The organism is Flavobacterium sp. CF136 (assembly GCF_000282055.1).
In the GTDB taxonomy this organism is placed as follows: domain Bacteria; phylum Bacteroidota; class Bacteroidia; order Flavobacteriales; family Flavobacteriaceae; genus Flavobacterium.
The window spans coordinates 1-16,909 of the sequence record NZ_AKJZ01000051.1 but is presented as its reverse complement, the minus strand read 5'-3'; the positions used below and the strand labels follow the sequence as shown (position 1 = coordinate 16,909).

Annotated in this window: 16 protein-coding genes and 1 tRNA gene; 14 read left to right on the top strand and 3 right to left on the bottom strand. The window is 36.3% G+C overall.

Annotated features, from left to right (window positions below; genetic code table 11):
* Positions 1-88: 88 nt before the first annotated feature.
* The 4 genes from PMI10_RS15230 (at position 89) to PMI10_RS15215 (ending at position 5,300) form a co-directional block, all read left to right on the top strand.
* Positions 89-2,521 (top strand): sugar-binding domain-containing protein, encoded by a 2,433-nt coding sequence (locus PMI10_RS15230; protein ID WP_007809573.1) that lies wholly within the window; start codon positions 89-91, stop codon positions 2,519-2,521.
* A gap of 181 nt (positions 2,522-2,702) precedes the next feature.
* Entirely contained in the window at positions 2,703-3,212 is a 510-nt protein-coding gene (locus tag PMI10_RS15225; RefSeq protein WP_007809571.1) for an endonuclease V, read from the top strand.
* Between the two features lie 44 nt (positions 3,213-3,256).
* Entirely contained in the window at positions 3,257-4,483 is a 1,227-nt protein-coding gene (locus PMI10_RS15220) for a hypothetical protein (protein ID WP_007809570.1), read from the top strand.
* A gap of 25 nt (positions 4,484-4,508) precedes the next feature.
* Complete coding sequence (locus PMI10_RS15215) at positions 4,509-5,300, top strand: hypothetical protein (protein WP_007809568.1); 792 nt, start codon at positions 4,509-4,511, stop codon at positions 5,298-5,300.
* 117 nt (positions 5,301-5,417) lie between these two features.
* On the opposite strand, the gene PMI10_RS15210 is transcribed toward PMI10_RS15215, so the two are convergent.
* Positions 5,418-6,680, bottom strand: a complete 1,263-nt coding sequence (locus PMI10_RS15210; protein WP_007809565.1) for an MFS transporter — start codon at positions 6,678-6,680, stop codon at positions 5,418-5,420.
* 376 nt (positions 6,681-7,056) lie between these two features.
* Between PMI10_RS15210 and PMI10_RS15205 the strand changes: the two genes are divergently transcribed.
* The 8 genes from PMI10_RS15205 to PMI10_RS15170 all read left to right on the top strand — a co-directional run bounded on the left by PMI10_RS15205 (position 7,057) and on the right by PMI10_RS15170 (position 13,991).
* On the top strand, positions 7,057-8,298 hold the full coding sequence (locus PMI10_RS15205; RefSeq protein WP_007809563.1) for a ribulose-bisphosphate carboxylase large subunit family protein: 1,242 nt from the start codon (positions 7,057-7,059) through the stop codon (positions 8,296-8,298).
* Positions 8,298-9,677, top strand: coding sequence for a four-carbon acid sugar kinase family protein (locus PMI10_RS15200; RefSeq protein ID WP_007809561.1), 1,380 nt, complete (start codon positions 8,298-8,300; stop codon positions 9,675-9,677). Before PMI10_RS15205 ends, PMI10_RS15200 begins: the two co-directional genes overlap by 1 nt.
* A complete protein-coding gene (locus PMI10_RS15195; RefSeq protein ID WP_007809559.1) occupies positions 9,674-10,336 on the top strand; it encodes an aspartate/glutamate racemase family protein in 663 nt (220 codons plus the stop codon). Before PMI10_RS15200 ends, PMI10_RS15195 begins: the two co-directional genes overlap by 4 nt.
* Before the next feature lie 137 nt (positions 10,337-10,473).
* Entirely contained in the window at positions 10,474-11,760 is a 1,287-nt protein-coding gene (locus PMI10_RS15190) for a bile acid:sodium symporter family protein (RefSeq protein WP_202948192.1), read from the top strand.
* 316 nt (positions 11,761-12,076) lie between these two features.
* A complete protein-coding gene (locus PMI10_RS15185; RefSeq protein ID WP_007809553.1) occupies positions 12,077-12,385 on the top strand; it encodes a hypothetical protein in 309 nt (102 codons plus the stop codon).
* 45 nt (positions 12,386-12,430) lie between these two features.
* The gene (locus tag PMI10_RS15180) at positions 12,431-13,033 is read left to right on the top strand and encodes a peptidylprolyl isomerase (protein ID WP_007809551.1); all 603 of its coding nucleotides are present in this window, start codon (positions 12,431-12,433) and stop codon (positions 13,031-13,033) included.
* 50 nt (positions 13,034-13,083) lie between these two features.
* A complete protein-coding gene (locus PMI10_RS15175) occupies positions 13,084-13,470 on the top strand; it encodes a hypothetical protein (RefSeq protein ID WP_007809549.1) in 387 nt (128 codons plus the stop codon).
* A gap of 152 nt (positions 13,471-13,622) precedes the next feature.
* Positions 13,623-13,991, top strand: a complete 369-nt coding sequence (locus tag PMI10_RS15170) for a hypothetical protein (RefSeq protein WP_157489862.1) — start codon at positions 13,623-13,625, stop codon at positions 13,989-13,991.
* Between the two features lie 59 nt (positions 13,992-14,050).
* Here PMI10_RS15170 and PMI10_RS15165 read toward each other — a convergent pair.
* Positions 14,051-14,125: transfer RNA gene (locus PMI10_RS15165), tRNA-Val, on the bottom strand.
* A 170-nt stretch (positions 14,126-14,295) separates the two neighbouring features.
* Positions 14,296-15,522 carry a bifunctional folylpolyglutamate synthase/dihydrofolate synthase gene (locus PMI10_RS15160; protein ID WP_007809545.1) on the bottom strand — a complete coding sequence of 409 codons (1,227 nt, stop codon included), beginning with the start codon at positions 15,520-15,522 and terminating at the stop codon, positions 14,296-14,298.
* 128 nt (positions 15,523-15,650) lie between these two features.
* Here PMI10_RS15160 and PMI10_RS15155 point away from each other — a divergent pair, with 128 nt between their 5' ends.
* Positions 15,651-16,346 carry a MotA/TolQ/ExbB proton channel family protein gene (locus tag PMI10_RS15155; RefSeq protein ID WP_007809543.1) on the top strand — a complete coding sequence of 232 codons (696 nt, stop codon included), beginning with the start codon at positions 15,651-15,653 and terminating at the stop codon, positions 16,344-16,346.
* Positions 16,347-16,348: 2 nt separating this feature from the next.
* On the top strand, positions 16,349-16,744 hold the full coding sequence (locus tag PMI10_RS15150) for an ExbD/TolR family protein (RefSeq protein WP_007809541.1): 396 nt from the start codon (positions 16,349-16,351) through the stop codon (positions 16,742-16,744).
* Positions 16,745-16,909 lie beyond the last annotated feature (165 nt).

Below are 16,909 nucleotides of genomic sequence, written 5' to 3'. Positions count from 1 at the left end.
CAAAAATTGATCTATTTAATTGAATAAAAATCTGCGAGCAAAACTTTCAAAAACTTATATCACTTATATGGTGAAAAAAACAATTACAATGGTAAAAAAATATCAAAACGTTTTACAAAAAATAACAATTGTATTGGCATTGTCGCTTTTAGTTGCCTGTGCTTCAAAAAGTAAAAATGTCCGAATCGTTGAAGATTTCAATCAAAACTGGAACTTCAAATTAGGAGATTATCCAACAGCGATTCAGCCTGATTTTAGTACTGCCGATTGGAGAACTTTGCAATTGCCGCACGACTGGAGCATCGAAGGTAATTTCGATAAAGACAGTAAAACCAAACAGGCACAGGCATTTTTGCCGGCAGGAAAAGGCTGGTACCGCAAAACTTTTACCGTTCCGGCGGATTGGGCGAACAAAACGGTTTCGGTAGAATTTGACGGTGTTTTCAAAAATAGCGAAGTCTTCATCAACGGACATTCGTTAGGAATGCGCCCGAACGGATATATTTCATTTACCTATGAATTGTCGCAATATTTAAATTTTGGGAAAGAAAACATCATTGCTGTAAAAGTCGATAACGATGCACAGCCCAATTCCAGATGGTACACCGGTTCGGGAATTTACAGGAATGTACGATTGGTGGCGAGCGAAAAACTCCACGTAGCAAAGTGGGGAACTTATGTAACGACACCGGAAGTTTCGACAGAAAAAGCATCGGTTAACTTGGAAGTAACGATTGAAAATAAAACCAATTCCGAAAAAGAATTTCAATTAGTGACCTCGATTCTGGATGCGAATAATAAAGAAGTAGCAAATGCCAAAACAACAGAAAAAATTGGTGCCAATACTAATGCAAAAAAGGTTCACAAACTAAACGTAAATCAGCCACAATTGTGGGATACTGAGAATCCGAATCTGTACAAAATTGTCACTACGATTTACGAAAATTCAAAAGCAGTCGATAATTATGAAACACCATTAGGATTTAGATTCTTCAATTTCGATGCCGAAAAAGGATTTTCATTAAATGGAAAACCAACCAAAATATTAGGCGTTTGCCTGCATCACGACAACGGTGCTTTGGGAGCTGTGGAAAACATTCACGCTGTCAAAAGAAAACTGAAAATCATGAAAGAGATGGGCGCTAATGCTATTCGAATGGCACACAATCCGCATTCTTTGGAGATGATGCAGTTGTGTGACGAAATGGGATTTATTGTTCAGGATGAATTTACCGATGTCTGGAAAAAGAAAAAAGTAACTAATGATTATCATAAAGACTGGGATGCGTGGCATAAACAGGACTTGGAAGATTTTATAAAAAGAGACCGCAACCATCCGTCGGTGATTATGTGGAGTATAGGAAATGAAATCCGCGAACAATTTGACAGCACCGGAATTGCCATTACCAGAGAATTGGCTCAAATCGTTAAATCGCTCGACACCACTCGTCCCGTTACGAGCGCTTTGACCGAGAATGTTATTGAGAAAAATTTCATTTACCAATCAGGTGCTTTGGATTTGTTGGGATTCAATTACAAACATGAAGATTATAAAGATTTCCCAACCAAATTTAAAGGGCAGAAAATATTAGCTTCCGAAAGCGTTTCGGCATTGCAAACCCGCGGGCATTATGATTTTCCGGACGGAATTAAAGCATGGCCGACCAAACACGGCGCGCCTTTTGACGGAAATGCCGACTGGACCGTTTCTGCTTACGATCAGGTAAAGTCGTATTGGGGTGCAACGCACGAAGAAAACTGGAAAACCATCAAGAAACAGGATTTTATGGCGGGAACTTTCATCTGGACAGGCTTCGATTATCTGGGCGAACCCGATCCGTATCCGTATCCCGCAAGAAGTTCGTATTTCGGAATCGTAGATTTGGCGGGCTTTCCCAAGGATGTCTATTATATGTACCAAAGCGAATGGACGACCAAACCCGTCTTGCATCTTTTTCCGCACTGGAACTGGCAAAAAGATCAGGAAGTCGATGTTTGGGCGTATTACAACAATGCCGATGAAGTAGAATTGTTCCTCAACGGAAAATCACTGGGCAAAAAAGCCAAACAAAATGACGACCTGCACATTTCGTGGCGCGTAAAATTCGAACCCGGAACGATAAAAGCCATTTCCAGAAAAGACGGAAAAGTAGTTTTGGAAAAGGAGATTCACACCGCCGGAGAAGCTTCCAAAATAGATTTGAAAGTGGATAAAGCAATCCTAAAAAATGATACTTATGATTTGGTTTACGTGACCGTTTCTATCACAGATTCTGACGGAAACCTAGTTCCGAATGCCGATCATAAAATCGATTTTGAGGTAACCGGAGGCGGTAAACTAGTTGGGCTCGACAACGGTTATCAGGCCAATCTGGATTCTTTTAAAGCCTCATCCTACAACGTATTTAATGGTAAATGTATCGCCATTATTCAATCCAACGGGAAGAAAGAAAATATTCAGTTGAAAGCTTCGACAGTTAATGGGATTTCAGGTAAAACGATTGAAATTAAAGTAGAATAAGCTCTTCAGAAAATAATTGTATTCAAAACTCCATTAGCGATAATGGAGTTTTTTGATTTTATGATAATTCCTGAAATTCAGGTTCAGTAAGTTCGTGATTGTAGTAGAAATAAGTTTTATATTCGCTAAAATGAAATTCAATTCATTATATAATTTATTACTAACACGCTTCTTGTAACTTATGATATTAGCCTTTGATACTTACTATTTTAACGGAAAAGCAAAAACAGTTTGTCTGGAATTTGAAAAATGGAATGAAAGTAAAAACTTTAAAATTCACACAGAAATAATAGACAATATAGAAGAATATATTCCCGGAGAATTTTACAGAAGAGAACTTCCATGTATTATGAGTTTATTAAATCAAATAGATTTAAAAACTGTTGATGTTATTATTGTGGACAGTTTTGTTTATTTAGATGATGAAAAGAAATACGGTTTGGGCGGTCATTTGTATGAAAAACTAAACAAAGAAATTCCGATTATTGGTGTTGCCAAAACGAATTTTGCTTCGATCGAAAAAGATAAAATCGGCATATTAAGAGGCGATAGTCAGAAACCATTATTTATTACTGCAATAGGAATTGAACTAGACGATGCGGTACAAAAAGTAGCAAGTATGGAAGGCGAATTCAGGATTCCGACATTGTTGAAAGAACTGGACCGATTGACAAAAGAAGACACCATATAGACAAAAGCGAAAATCAATTAAATTTTATCAAAACTAAATATAAAATGATAACATCAGATATTGAAAACAGAATTGCCAGGGATAAAAATATTCTTGTTGTTTTACAAAATAATCAGCAGGAAATAGCAGAACTTCAGTATACAATCGAAAACTTTTGCGGAACTGTAGTCAAAAGTTTATCTGAAATCGAGGCTCCTTTAGACAATAAGAAAATTTATGTCTGTGGAGATTTAGATGAACTTAAAAATGATACCAATGCGCTGTACATTATTAAGGAACTCTCTGTAAATTATGAAAACGATAAAGAAAACTTCCATATTGCAGACTTAGGAAAAGTGCCAATTTTGATCAGCAATGCGGGTGTTTATTTTAGGGATATGTTTGATAAGGATTATTTTGATAAAATTAAATCAGAACATATTTTTCAGCATTTAACAGAATCTAATAAAGATTCTCTTGCTTTAAGAAAAGGGATTTATTTGACGGAAGTTTCAAGAGAAGAAAACGCAGACGAAAACGAAATACTGCATTATCGTCTTTTAAGATGTTCAAGCAATTTTACTGGACCAACAGATAATTTTCGCGAAACCGATCATATTATAATAAATGAATTAAACGATGCTGTCAAATATAGTTTTGAGGATGAAACGAAAGTAAATCATGTATTAGCGCAGATTTATGAAAACAAAGTAAAAACGGCCGAGAATACAAAAGAAGTAAAATCGAAAATAAAAGCGCATTCTGATAAAACGAAAGACATGCCGAAAGAAGGCATTATTGTGTTTTGTACTTTTTATGATGAAGCTAATTTTGATCAGCTAAAACCATCAAAAAAAGACAGATACGATTGGTGTTATAAAGAAACAAGCGGGTTGACAAAACTGCATTTCAAATTAAAAAGTACGGTTACTGATTCGACTTTAGAAAAAGAATTCAGCGTGACATTATATCCAAATTCAGCATTTTTAATACCGCTTTCTACCAATAGATTGTATACGCATGAAATCAGGCCTTCGGTACTGAATGTGGATAAAATTCCGGTGAGAATGGGTTATGTTGCCCGTTGTTCTAATCTGGAGGCTGTACACATGAACGGTCAGACTTATATTAAAGAAAATGGTGAATTAATCAAGCTGGAAGAAATGACCTCTGAAACGATGGTTGATTTGCGAAATTCTTACTACGAAGAAAATATGTATGAGAAGAAAGTGGAATACGGAAAAATTCATTTCAGTATGAATTCAGGAGATTATGAAAAACCAATATTTTAAACCAAATCTTTATTAAAAATCAATAATGGAAAACTCAGGTTTTTATAAAATCACACTTCCTTTAGAAAAGAATTTATTCGACGAATTATCGAATTCTGTTTCTTTTGAAGATGTAGCAAAAGGCAGAATCGGAAATCATTTGGTAGCAACATCTCAAAATGGTGTTCCAATAGTAAGAACTACGACCGTATACAATATACCGGCCCATAATTTTTCTGCCATTCATCATACAATTGTCGAATCTGTAAACGAGACAATTAAAAATGATGAAACGTGTCAATTGCCATTGCTGGATTTTAATAATGCCTTAATAGAAGTTTATGATTGCAATTACGCCACCATGAAATACCATTCTGATCAATGTATGGATTTGGAAACAGATTCTTATATCGGACTTTTTACCTGCTATGAAAATCCGGATAAATTGACAGAGAAAAATTTAAGAAAACTCAAACTTAAAGACAAAACAACAAACGAGGAATTTGATATTACATTGACCCATAATTCAATTGTTTTGTTTTCATTGTCTGCGAATACAAAGTTTCTGCATAAAATTATACTAGAATCAATGCCAAGTTTAAAAAAGTCTGAATCAGATAATAAATGGCTTGGTATTACTTTTAGAAAATCGAAAACGTTTATAAATTTTAATGATGGATCACCTCGCTTTCCTACCGGAGAATTATTAAAATTAGCCAATGATGATCAAAAAGCAGCATTTTTTAAATTAAGAGGAGAGGAAAATAGCGTTACAAACTTCGTTTATCCAAAGCTGTTGTATACTTTAAGTGTTGGCGATACTCTTGCCCCACTCTAAGAAAAATTCTTAAAATAACGTAAAGTTCTGTGATGGTCTTCTAGTAGTAAAAGTTAAAACAAAAAAAGGCTGTATAAAAACTCAATAATTTTTCAGAATTCTTTTTTGTCTATAACTTCAAAACTCATTTCCCTCAGTCATATCAATAGTTTTTGGATGCAGGCTAACCAGTTGTAAAACGATAGCACTCAAAACTACAAATAACAGCAATACAAAAACGTGTCTCATTCCTCCATTATCAGCGGCTTTTCCTAAAAACTCGGTGATTACGGCTCCGGCCGAAATGCCAACAAAATTCATAATTCCGTATCCGGTGGCACGGTAGCGAGGCGCAACAAACTGACAAAGAATAGGCATGTTGTTGGTATCGTATATTCCAAATCCTAGTCCAAAGAGGATAGCGCCCAAAATAATAGCTGCTGTGTCGCAGCAGTAGCCAAATAAAAATAAGGCCGGAATGGTAAGAAACAATCCGATAGCGCTGGTGTAAATTCTTCCTTTAAGATGTTTCATGACCCATCTGTCTGAAATGGCACCACCAATTAATACGCCAAAAAAGGAAGACATCGAAATGGTTACAGTTGCAATTGGTCCCGCCAGAGCCATGTCTAAACGTAACGTTTCAGTAAATAAAGTGGGTAACCAGTTTTTGGCCGCCCAACCCGGTAAACTTGGTGCAGCGAAATAAAAGAGCAAAACCCAAAAGGAGATATTGCCAAATAACATTCCCAATCCTTTGAACATTTGCCTGAATTCATAGCTGACAGATGACTTTTTTGCTGTATCAAAAAAGTACGTTTTCTTTTCCTGTAGAAAAAATATAAGTACTAAACTGTAAAGCACGCCGAGTAAACCGACGGAGTGAAAGCTGAAATGCCAGGAAAAATGCTTAGAAATAGTGGCTCCAAAACCACCAAGTGCCTGTCCTAAATAAATTCCGGTGGTATGAATGGCGATAGCAAATGAGCGTGTTTTTTCCTGATGGTAATCGGCAATTAAGGATAATGCGGCCGGAATGTAAAAAGCTTCACTGAAGCCCATAATGCCGCGCAAAATATAAATCTGATTGAAAGTGGTGGCATAACCCATCGCCATCGTAACCCCGGACCAGATAAAAAGACTGGCTATGATGATTCTTTTTCGGTTAAAGCGATCCGCTATAATTCCGGAAACGGGACTCATAAGCGCATATATCCAAAGGAAAATAGCCATTAAGAGACCGAAATTTTCAGCTTTGGCCAATTCAGGAATGTCATCCATCATCGCTGATTTCATAGTTGAAAGCATCTGTCGGTCTAAATAATTCAGTAAAGCGACAAACCACAACAAGCCAACAACAATCCATGGATAGGATTTTTTTTCATTCAATTTTGCAATCATTTTCTTTTTTCAAAATAATGGGCGAATATACGAATTCAAACACAACAGGAAATAATTGTTTTCGATCTGATTTGTTTGCGATGTTTGCTATTCGATTCATACTTGTTTTCTTTTTTGCATGATTACAAAAAAGCAAAATGTTGCTTTTTAGCCCCGATCGAAGTGAAAATCTTTGTGTGCCGGGGTTCGGCATACAAAATTGCAAGGAAGAGCGGGACAATGTTTACTGATAATGCCTAATTTTTCTGCTCCTGAAATTAAAATATCCGATTCAGGTTAACTTAACTTCAAAATAAATTTTCCCATACAGCACACAGCAGGACACTTACTCCCCATAAATTCATTTATTTAGGATTTCTTAAAAAATTGAAAGACAATGGAAAGAGTTTTTGCAGAATATCTTATCGAAACCCCTTATGATGTAGAACAGGCTTCGGCGGTTTTGGCAGGCGAGCAGTCGTCGGGAACTTTTGTGTCTGTTCCGGGCGAAACTGAAGAATTGAAAAAACGCTTTGCGGCCCGAGTGGAGGATATTCAGTTATTGGATTTGGCAGACGAACCTTCTATTCCGGGCGGGAGTATTCCAGGGAAAAAATACCAGAAAGCAAGAGTAAAAGTAAGCTGGTCGATTGAGAACTTCGGTTATAATCTGCCGGTTCTGATCAGCACTTTACAAGGAAATTTATACGAAATCACGCAATTTACGGGTTTAAAACTAATGGATTTTGAAGTGCCGGATTCTTTCGCAACTCATTTTAAAGGACCAAAATTCGGAATCAAAGGTTCTAAATTATCTTGTGGTGTAACCGACAGGCCGATGATTGGAACCATTATAAAACCAAGTATTGGGATGAGTGTGCAGGAAACTGCTACTTTGGTAAAAACACTCATTGACGCCGGAATCGATTTTATCAAAGACGATGAATTGATGGGCTTTGCCGCTAATTCTCCTTTTGATGAAAGGGTAAAAGCAATTATGAAAGTCATTCGTGACAACGAACAAAAAACAGGTAAAAAAGTAATGTATGCCTTCAATATCAGCGATGAAATTGACGAAATGCAACGTAAATATGATTTAATCAAAAAGGAAGAAGGAAGCTGTGCGATGATCAGCATCAACAGTGTTGGCCTTTCGGGAACGAAGAAAATCTGCGATCAGGGCGAACTCGTTATTCACGGTCACAGAAACGGCTGGGGAATGCTGAACAGACACCCAATGTTGGGAATTGAGTTTCCTGCCTATCAAAAAATTCAGCGTCTGGCAGGAGTCGATCAACTGCATGTCAACGGAATCCAGAATAAATTTTGGGAATCCGATGATTCTGTGGTAACTTCGATAAAATCCTGTTTGAAACCCTTTTTGGGCGGATACGAAATTTTACCGGTAGTATCTTCTGGACAATGGGGAGGACAAGCGGTGGAAACCTACCGAAGAACCCAAACTACTGATTTGCTGTATATGGCAGGTGGCGGAATCTTAGCTCATCCAATGGGGGCAAAAGCGGGAGTGAACGCATTACAGCAAGCCTGGACAGGAGCCGTTGACGGTTTATCTGTGGAAGAAACTACTTTGAAATATCCGGAATTTGCCGAATCGGTAAAGAAATTTTCGAAATAATGAAGGACGATAAATTGCTTTTGGCCTATTATGGCGACGATTTCACGGGCTCTACGGATGCCCTGGAATTTCTGACGCTGGCCGGAGTGAAAACTGTTCTTTTTCTTCGAAAACCCGAACAAAAAGATTTAGATCGTTTTCCGGGAATTCAGGCAATCGGCCTGGCCGGAAAAAGCCGGTCAATGTCACCATCGGAAATGGAGACAGAACTTTATACTGCTTTTGAGAATCTGAAAAGTTTTGCCCCAAATCACTTTCATTATAAAGTCTGTTCCACTTTCGATTCTGCACCACATGTTGGTAACATCGGAAAAGCAATTGAAATCGGAAGCGAAGTTTTCAATCAAAAAACGGTTTTGGTTTCGCCATCAGCACCACATTTGGGAAGATTTTGCGTGTTCGGAAATCTGTTTGCCCGAATGGGAACTATTGGAAACGGAGAAATTTATCGTATCGACCGTCATCCGTCCATGAGCAAACATCCCGTTACACCTGCTTTAGAAGGCGATTTGACTGTTCATTTGGCTAAACAAACGAAGAAATCCATCAATCTTGTCAATTTAACGACAATTGAAAAAGGTGCATCAGCAGTTTTGGAATCGGTAGAAAACAATAAAGCAGAAATCCTGTTTTTTGACGGTTTCAATTTGGAACACCTCAAAACCATCGGAAGTGTTTTTAATCAATTGGCAACCGAAAAAACATTGTTTTCAGTAGGTTCATCCGGAATCGAAATGGCTTTGGGATTGGATTGGAAAGACAAAAAAGGCATAGGAAACGAAACAGCATTTGAATCAGAAGGAGAAGTTTCGCCCATACTTGTTTTATCGGGAAGCTGCTCACCAGTGACTTCTAAACAAATTGAATACGCTCTCAAAAATGGATTTTTGGAAATAGCATTAGAAAGCAAAGCTGTCGATATTCAAAATCAGGAAGCAATTATAAAAAACACCGTTGCTCGAATTGTTGACAATTTCAATCAGGGAAAAAGCACGATTCTGCATACGAGCACTGGTTCAAACGATCCACGTATTGCAGAAACCGAAGCATATTTCAGAACAAAAGGAATTTCGGAAAATGACATTCAAAAACAATGCAGTACGGTTTACGGAAGCATTTTGGGACAAATAACCAAAGAAGTGCTAAAGGCTGTCAAAATTAAAAGAATCCTTTTTGCAGGTGGGGACACATCAAGTTACGCCGCATCAGAACTGGATATTCTGGCACTGGAAATGATTGCACCAATAGCTCCGGGAGCACCGCTTTGCAAGGCAGTTTCGGACAATGAATGGGTTAATGGAGTAGAAATGAATTTTAAAGGCGGTCAGGTTGGTACCACCGATTATTTTATAAAAGTATTAAAAGGAGAAAAATTATGAGCGCAAAAACGTTAGGTTTTGTACATACATCGGCAACACTGGTTCCGTTGTTTCAACAGTTAAGTAATGAGTTTTTACAGGGAATTGAAACGTTCAATATAGTGGATGATAGTCTGATTAAAGACGTAATCAAAAAAGGAAAATTAATGCCCAATACGGCCGCGAGAGTTGTGAGCCATGTTAAGCTTGCTGAATCCGCAGGAGCCGATGTGATTCTGGTAACCTGCTCGTCTATTGGTGTGGCGATTGAAACCGCTGCAACTTTAAGTAACGTTCCGGTAATTCGCGTAGACCAGGCGATGGCAGATGAAGCAGTTCAAATTGGTAATAAAATAGGTGTTATTGCCACTTTACCAACTACTTTGGAACCAACCAGTGATTTGGTTAGAAGAAGAGCAGAGTTGGCAGGTAAAAAAGCAACGATTACTTCTAAATTATGTGAAGGTGCTTTTGAAGCTTTAATGAGCGGAGACGCAGCCAAGCATGACGAAATGGTAGCCAAAGCTCTGAAAGAATTAATGAAAGAAGTAGATGTAATAGTTTTGGCACAGGCTTCAATGGCAAGAGTGGTTGATGGCTTAAGCGCCGAAGAAAAACTAGTGCCGATTTTGGCAAGTCCGGCCATCGCCATGAAAAAACTGGCAGAGCTTTATTTCTAACCAAAAAAATCACCATATAAGTTATATAAGGACATTTAAGCTCAGCGCAAAAAAGGCAACAACTTAATATTTACTTATATGACTTATATGGTTTAAAAAAGTTTTGAATAAAATAATATGGTTTAATAATGTTTAGTATGCGTAAATATTTTCTTTGGGCTGTCCCATTACTTTTTATCGTTGCCGGTTTAGGCTGGTTACAGCAAATAGAAATTCTTTGGAAGTTGGGATTAATCTTGGGTTTTTCAAGTATTGCCGTTGGGGTAGGACACCTGAAAGTATTGAGCGGGTATCAATATACGTTTTGGATTATTACCGCTGTCTGTGCCGGATTAATCTATCCTGATTTTTTCCTGCATGTGGGTAGTTTCGATATGCGCAACAAATGGCTTATCCTGATTATCATTCAAATGGTGATGTTCGGAATGGGAACTCAAATGAGCATTGAGGATTTTACAGGCATCCGAAAATCCGGAAAAGGCGTACTGATTGGCTTATTGGGACATTTTACCATCATGCCGCTTGCCGGTTTTATCATTGCCAAAACCTTTGGTTTCGAACCCGAAATCGCCGCCGGAATTATCCTGATTGGATCCTGCAGCAGTGGATTGGCTTCGAATGTGATGACGTATATTGCTAAGGGAAATCTGGTTTTATCCGTTACTGTAACGGCAATGTCTACATTGGCTGCGCCGATTATGACCCCGTTCTTGATGAAAATATTTGCAGGAACAATGGTTGAGGTGCATTTCTTCAATATGATGATGGAGATTATTAAAATCGTTCTTGTTCCTTTGGCAGCTGCTATGATTCATGATATTCTAAAAAATTATGGATCTGTAGCTAAAAGAAGAATTTATATTCTGACTGCGATCTCAACAATTTGGTTAGGTGTTTTTATTTTCTTCGCAGATGCATTCGCAGTTGCCGATGACAGTACCGCTTCCCATATCTTAGAAATCATCAACTTTACCTGTGGCGCTTTCATCGTAGGGGTATTGTACCATTGGCTTTACAAAGCCTATCCAAAAATTGATGCGATTATGCCTTATTTCTCCATGTTTGGAATCATCTATTTTACGTTGGTAACTACAGCTGCCGGAAGGGATAATTTAATCCAGATTGGGTTTTTGCTTTTCCTTGCTTCGGTTTTGCACAACGGAGCGGGGTACTTTTTTGGCTATTGGCTGAGCAGGTTAAGCGGACTCGACAAAAAAAGCAGTCAGACCATCGCTTTCGAAGTGGGTCTCCAAAACGGAGGTATGGCTTCCGGATTAGCAGGTTCAATGGGAAAACTGGCAACATTAGGATTAGCCTCAGCCGTATTTAGTCCGTGGATGAATGTTTCTGGATCTTTACTGGCTAATTATTGGCGTAAAAAAGGAGATGAGGAAGAAGCAGAAGTCGTTCCCAATACAATTTAAAATACGCAAAACCCCATTATTTAGATGGAGCTTTTTTATGGAATGGAATGTTTAGTTAGTTTAAGAATTTGGACATGTCCGCCGCCGCGTATGAGCTGTCCATGCAAACTCATTTTTATAACCCTTTTTTCGATTGAATTTGTGTTTCAAATTTGTAATAATAATATTATATTAGCAAGAATAAAGATACTTGCGTTATACCTGAAATTCTCGATTTAAGGTTGGTATAAATAAGTTTCCTGAAAGTTTTTAGAACTATCAACTGTCAGACAGAAAACGACATATAAGCAATTTACGAACAAATAAAAGTATATATATGATAACGGTAAAAGTAACCTACACAGTAAAACCTGAGTTTGTGGAAGCAAACAAAGAGAATATCAGCAGATTTCTAATCGACTTCAAAAAATTGAATCCGTCTGAATTTCGTTATAATGTTTATTTGCAGGAAGACGGAATAACTTTCCTTCATTTTTCAACTTACAAAAATGAGGAAATACAAAAACAAATCCTCAACATTCCATCTTTTAAATCTTTTCAGGAGCAAAGAGATAAAAGCGGATTGGACAACACACATAAAGTTGAAGTTTTAAATTATGTGGGTTCTTCCTTTGATGTTTTATAAAATGATAAGCTTGAAGTTGAGTAGAGAAATACAAAAATGTTCCAGATGATAAAAATATTTACAGTTATTACTTTTTTATTTGGATCAGTAATTTTTGCTCAAAATATAAAAGAGCAATTAAAGCAAGTCGTCACAATTGAAGATGCAAGAAATTTTGTGCTGGAAAATCAAAACCTTGAAGCACAGCTTATGAATATAGTGCCTGGAATGTATGCAGACGAATTTTCTGCAAAACTTTCCAATGTCAAACCAGGAGATGCTTTTTCAGATATTGACTTTGTGTACAAAATAATTTCTGTAAAAAATGTTCAGGTTTTTCGGGTAAGCTATATTTATTTGGATGGAAGTAAACTTTCGTTAAAAGAAATTGAAAAGTCGAGAACGAAGATTATAGAGGAATATAATAGGGGGAGTTCATTTGCTATTTTAGCTAAAAAGTATACTATGGATAGTAGTCCTGACGGGGATCTTGGTTGGTTTTCAGAGGGAATGATGATTCCTGATTTCGAAAATGCGGTCAAGAATCATAAACAAAATGAGATTTTTAAAGTCGATGTTGCTGATAAAAAATGGTATTACATTGTGTTAAAAACATTTGAGGATAAAGAATTGGAGGAATTAAGTGTTTTGAAAGTTAGAACTAGTTAAGGCTCTAAAGCATAAACTTAAAACCCTAAAAAAAAATTAAATAAATAAAAATGAAAAAAGCAAGTATTGCATTGTTGGGAATTTTAGCAGTAATTTTAGTTGGATGCAGTGGCTCAGATACCTATCGCGGTTCATGGAAAGCCACAGATGCTAATGGTGCAAAATTTGAATTGTTTTTTAATGCCAAAGATTTCACCGTTAGAAATAGCTCCGGCAAAAAAGAAAAATTTGAGTATAGTCAGAATTCTGTGCAAATTGAAAATTCTGTTTCTACTTATGGAATTCAATTGGCTGACGGAAGAAATTATCAAATTAATTTTCCAAAATCAGATGATGAAAGTATGGGAATCATTAAGGATGAAAATGGAATTCCGATATATACCATCGGTAGAAAAAGGTATATTAATTATGATGATGTTTTTAAATTGAACGAATAACATAGCATTTCTTTGAATAAAAAGGGGCTGTAATTTTTCAAAATATTGACGCTTTCTAAATTTATATTTTTACTTGTGTAAATAATTGATTTTAAATATTTTGAATTTATTTTTTTTGTAACTTGTTGATGTTTAACTTTAATCATAAGATCATGAAAAAATCTAAATTATTTATCTTCGGGATTGCATTCTTAACAATAATAATGATTTCATGTCATAAAGGAAGAAATAAACTTATTAATTCCTGGAAAATTACTGCTGTTGAAGCGAAAGTACCACTTTCGGATTCTGTAAAAAATGCAATTTTAAAAAATGGAACTCTAACATTTACTGAAGACGGACATGTAACAGGCTATTTGCAGGCAGAAATTACAGATGGTACTTATATTTTAACAAAAGGCGGGAAAAGTTTAGTAATCAAAGATGAAACTGGTACACCATATCCTAGTGAAAGTACAATAACAGATGATAAACTGATATTAGACAGCAAAGAAATGAAAATAACACTTGATAAAATATAAGTGTCAAAACGAAAGTTTCGGGCATAAAAAAACTCCATTATTTCTAATGGAGTTTTTTGTGGGCGATGAGGGGTTCGAACCCCCGACCCCCTCGGTGTAAACGAGGTGCTCTGAACCAGCTGAGCTAATCGCCCGTATAAGGTGTAATGCCTTATTGCGAGTGCAAATATACGTTAGTTTTTCAGTTGTGCAAAGAAAATGCATTAAATATGTAAACTTTTTACACTAAAACTTATATTTTACTGGAATTGAATTTGTTATAAAAGCTTTTTTTTTGAACTTTTCTATGCAAATTAAATTTCAATTACTTCAAAGGCAATTCGGCAACAACAAAAGTGCTTCCGCCAACATAAATAAAATCGTTTTGGCCAGCATTTTTCCTGGCTGCAGAGAAGGCATCTTCTACAGAATTGTATTTTTTGCCTAATAAATCGTGTTTTTTCGCCGCTTCTTTCAGGATTTCAGTATCCAAACCTCTTGAAGAATTAGGTCGGCAGAAATAATAAATTGCTTTTTTAGGAAAAAGAGGCAAAATCGAATCAAGGTCTTTATCGTTTACAACTCCCAAAACAATATGCAGGTTTTCAAAAGTTTCTTTTTGAATCTGTTTCATCACAATTGCCAAACCATGTTTATTATGTGCCGTGTCACAAATTATTTTCGGATTTTCACCTAACTGTTGCCATCTTCCTTGTAAACCTGTGTTTTTTGAAACATTTAACAACCCCATTTTTAAATTCTCAGTTGAAACTTTAAATTCGTTTTGAGTATTTAAAACAGCAATGGTCTGCTGAACTGTCTTTTTATTATGAAACTGATAATCCCCAATTAAATCCGAAGCAAAAACTTCAGAAATTAAATCGGAAGCAAAATATATCGGAGCCTTATTTTCTTCGGCTTTAGCCAAAAAGACAGGCTGTGTCTCCTGAGTGTATTCTCCAATTACGACCGGAACATTTAGTTTAATAATTCCGGCCTTTTCACCAGCAATTTCTCTGGGTGTATTTCCTAAAAACTGCATGTGGTCTAAATCGATGTTGGTGATAACCGAAACTAAGGGCGTAATAATATTAGTTGCGTCTAATCTTCCTCCCAGACCAACTTCAATAATAGCAATATCAACTTTTTCAGAAACAAAATAATCAAAGGCTAAACCAACAGACATTTCGAAAAAACTCATGTCATTTGCTTCAAAAAAGGATTTATGCCTGGCGATAAATTCAATAACAAAATCTTCTGAAATTTCTTCTCCATTGATTTTTATTCTTTCCCTGAAATCTTTTAAATGCGGAGAAGTGTATAGTCCAACCTTGTATCCGGATTCCTGTAAAACCGAAGCCAGCATATGCGAAGTCGATCCTTTGCCATTGGTTCCCGCAACATGAATACATTTTAACCTGTCCTGTGGATTGTCCAATTGTGACGCCAGCAGCCTGATATTGGTTAAGTCTTCTTTGTATGCAGAAGCACCCTGAAGTTGATACATTGGCAATTGATTAAACATCCAATTTGTGGTTTCCTGATAGTTCATTTTTGAATAAAATAGTGGTTAATTGAAATAATTTTCGATTTTATTAGTTTAATGTTATAGTGAAAATTATCTTTATTGCAAATTTGAAATATTTTTTAGAATTAATTATTATAAACCAGAATTAATATATGTTTAGCTTCATTCAATTACAAACAGATACCATCGCAAATGCTGCATCTAACGTAGTTATCGAAAAAATTGCACCAAATACCGAAATCTCAGTTTTAGGATTTATTTTAAAAGGAGGTTTTTTTCTGATTCCAATTGCCATACTATTGTTTTATACTTTTTACGTGATTATTGAACGTTATTTATACATTACAAAAGCCTCAAAAATAGATAATAGATTAATGCAGGATGTTGGAGATAAACTGAATACCGGAAATATTGAATTGGCCAGAACAATTGTAGAAAGAAGTGATACTGCAGCTTCGAATGTTTTAAAAGAAGGAGTTTTGGTTATTGGAAGACCAATCGCAGAAATCGAAGCCAATATGGATCGTGCTGCCGATATTGAAATTGGTGAAATGGAAAGTCGTTTAGGACATCTGGGACTTATTGCCGGTATCGCACCAACACTTGGGTTTGTCGGAACTATTTCGGGTGTAATTAAGATTTTTTACAGTATTTCTGTAACTGAAAATATTAGTATCGGAAACATTTCGGGAGGATTGTATGAGAAAATGATTAGTAGTGGAGCGGGACTTATTGTAGGTATTATTGCTTATAGCGCTTATCATATTCTGAATGGTAAAATTGATGATTTTGCCTTAAAAATCCAAAAACAAATATTAGCTTTTGTCAATATAATTCAAAGAGCATAGGTATGTCTATTAAAAGAAAAAGAAGATTTCATGCCGAAGTGGCGACCTCATCATTGAGTGACATCATGTTTTTCCTGCTGTTGTTTTTTCTTATTATCTCAACACTTGCAAATCCGAATGTTATTAAGATGACTTTGCCGAAAGCGAAATCTAACGAAAAAACGAATAAACAATTAATTAGTTTATCAGTTACCGAGGATAAAAAGTTCTATATCGACAAACAGCCAGTCGAGTTTGAAGAATTAGAAACGAGTCTGATGTCAAAAATTGGAGATGATAAACAGCAAACTGTTGTAGTTCGTATTCCGTTTAATCTTCAGGTACAGGATTTGGTTGATGTATTACAGATAGGGGTAAAGAACAATCTGAAGTTTGTAATTGCCACAAGTCCAAAGTAAAAAATCATTAGGGCGTGACCTCAATAAATAAAATGGGCTAATCAGCAGGGTGTTGATGAGCCCATTTTTTTATTGCGGTCGGGCTATCCGCGCTACTTCGGTAGCTTGCTGCTATCCCTCACGCAAAAAACGAGTATGACTTTAAAACTATGTTGTCATTTCTGT

What these genes read in the sequence shown, in the direction of transcription:
- PMI10_RS15230 (WP_007809573.1), top strand. Translation starts at nt 89, where the DNA reads ATGGTAAAAAAATATCAAAACGTTTTACAAAAAATAACAATTGTATTG.
- PMI10_RS15225 (WP_007809571.1), top strand. Translation starts at nt 2,703, where the DNA reads ATGATATTAGCCTTTGATACTTACTATTTTAACGGAAAAGCAAAAACA.
- PMI10_RS15220 (WP_007809570.1), top strand. Translation starts at nt 3,257, where the DNA reads ATGATAACATCAGATATTGAAAACAGAATTGCCAGGGATAAAAATATT.
- PMI10_RS15215 (WP_007809568.1), top strand. Translation starts at nt 4,509, where the DNA reads ATGGAAAACTCAGGTTTTTATAAAATCACACTTCCTTTAGAAAAGAAT.
- PMI10_RS15210 (WP_007809565.1), bottom strand. Translation starts at nt 6,680, where the DNA reads ATGATTGCAAAATTGAATGAAAAAAAATCCTATCCATGGATTGTTGTT.
- PMI10_RS15205 (WP_007809563.1), top strand. Translation starts at nt 7,057, where the DNA reads ATGGAAAGAGTTTTTGCAGAATATCTTATCGAAACCCCTTATGATGTA.
- PMI10_RS15200 (WP_007809561.1), top strand. Translation starts at nt 8,298, where the DNA reads ATGAAGGACGATAAATTGCTTTTGGCCTATTATGGCGACGATTTCACG.
- PMI10_RS15195 (WP_007809559.1), top strand. Translation starts at nt 9,674, where the DNA reads ATGAGCGCAAAAACGTTAGGTTTTGTACATACATCGGCAACACTGGTT.
- PMI10_RS15190 (WP_202948192.1), top strand. Translation starts at nt 10,474, where the DNA reads ATGCGTAAATATTTTCTTTGGGCTGTCCCATTACTTTTTATCGTTGCC.
- PMI10_RS15185 (WP_007809553.1), top strand. Translation starts at nt 12,077, where the DNA reads ATGATAACGGTAAAAGTAACCTACACAGTAAAACCTGAGTTTGTGGAA.
- PMI10_RS15180 (WP_007809551.1), top strand. Translation starts at nt 12,431, where the DNA reads ATGATAAAAATATTTACAGTTATTACTTTTTTATTTGGATCAGTAATT.
- PMI10_RS15175 (WP_007809549.1), top strand. Translation starts at nt 13,084, where the DNA reads ATGAAAAAAGCAAGTATTGCATTGTTGGGAATTTTAGCAGTAATTTTA.
- PMI10_RS15170 (WP_157489862.1), top strand. Translation starts at nt 13,623, where the DNA reads ATGAAAAAATCTAAATTATTTATCTTCGGGATTGCATTCTTAACAATA.
- PMI10_RS15160 (WP_007809545.1), bottom strand. Translation starts at nt 15,522, where the DNA reads ATGAACTATCAGGAAACCACAAATTGGATGTTTAATCAATTGCCAATG.
- PMI10_RS15155 (WP_007809543.1), top strand. Translation starts at nt 15,651, where the DNA reads ATGTTTAGCTTCATTCAATTACAAACAGATACCATCGCAAATGCTGCA.
- PMI10_RS15150 (WP_007809541.1), top strand. Translation starts at nt 16,349, where the DNA reads ATGTCTATTAAAAGAAAAAGAAGATTTCATGCCGAAGTGGCGACCTCA.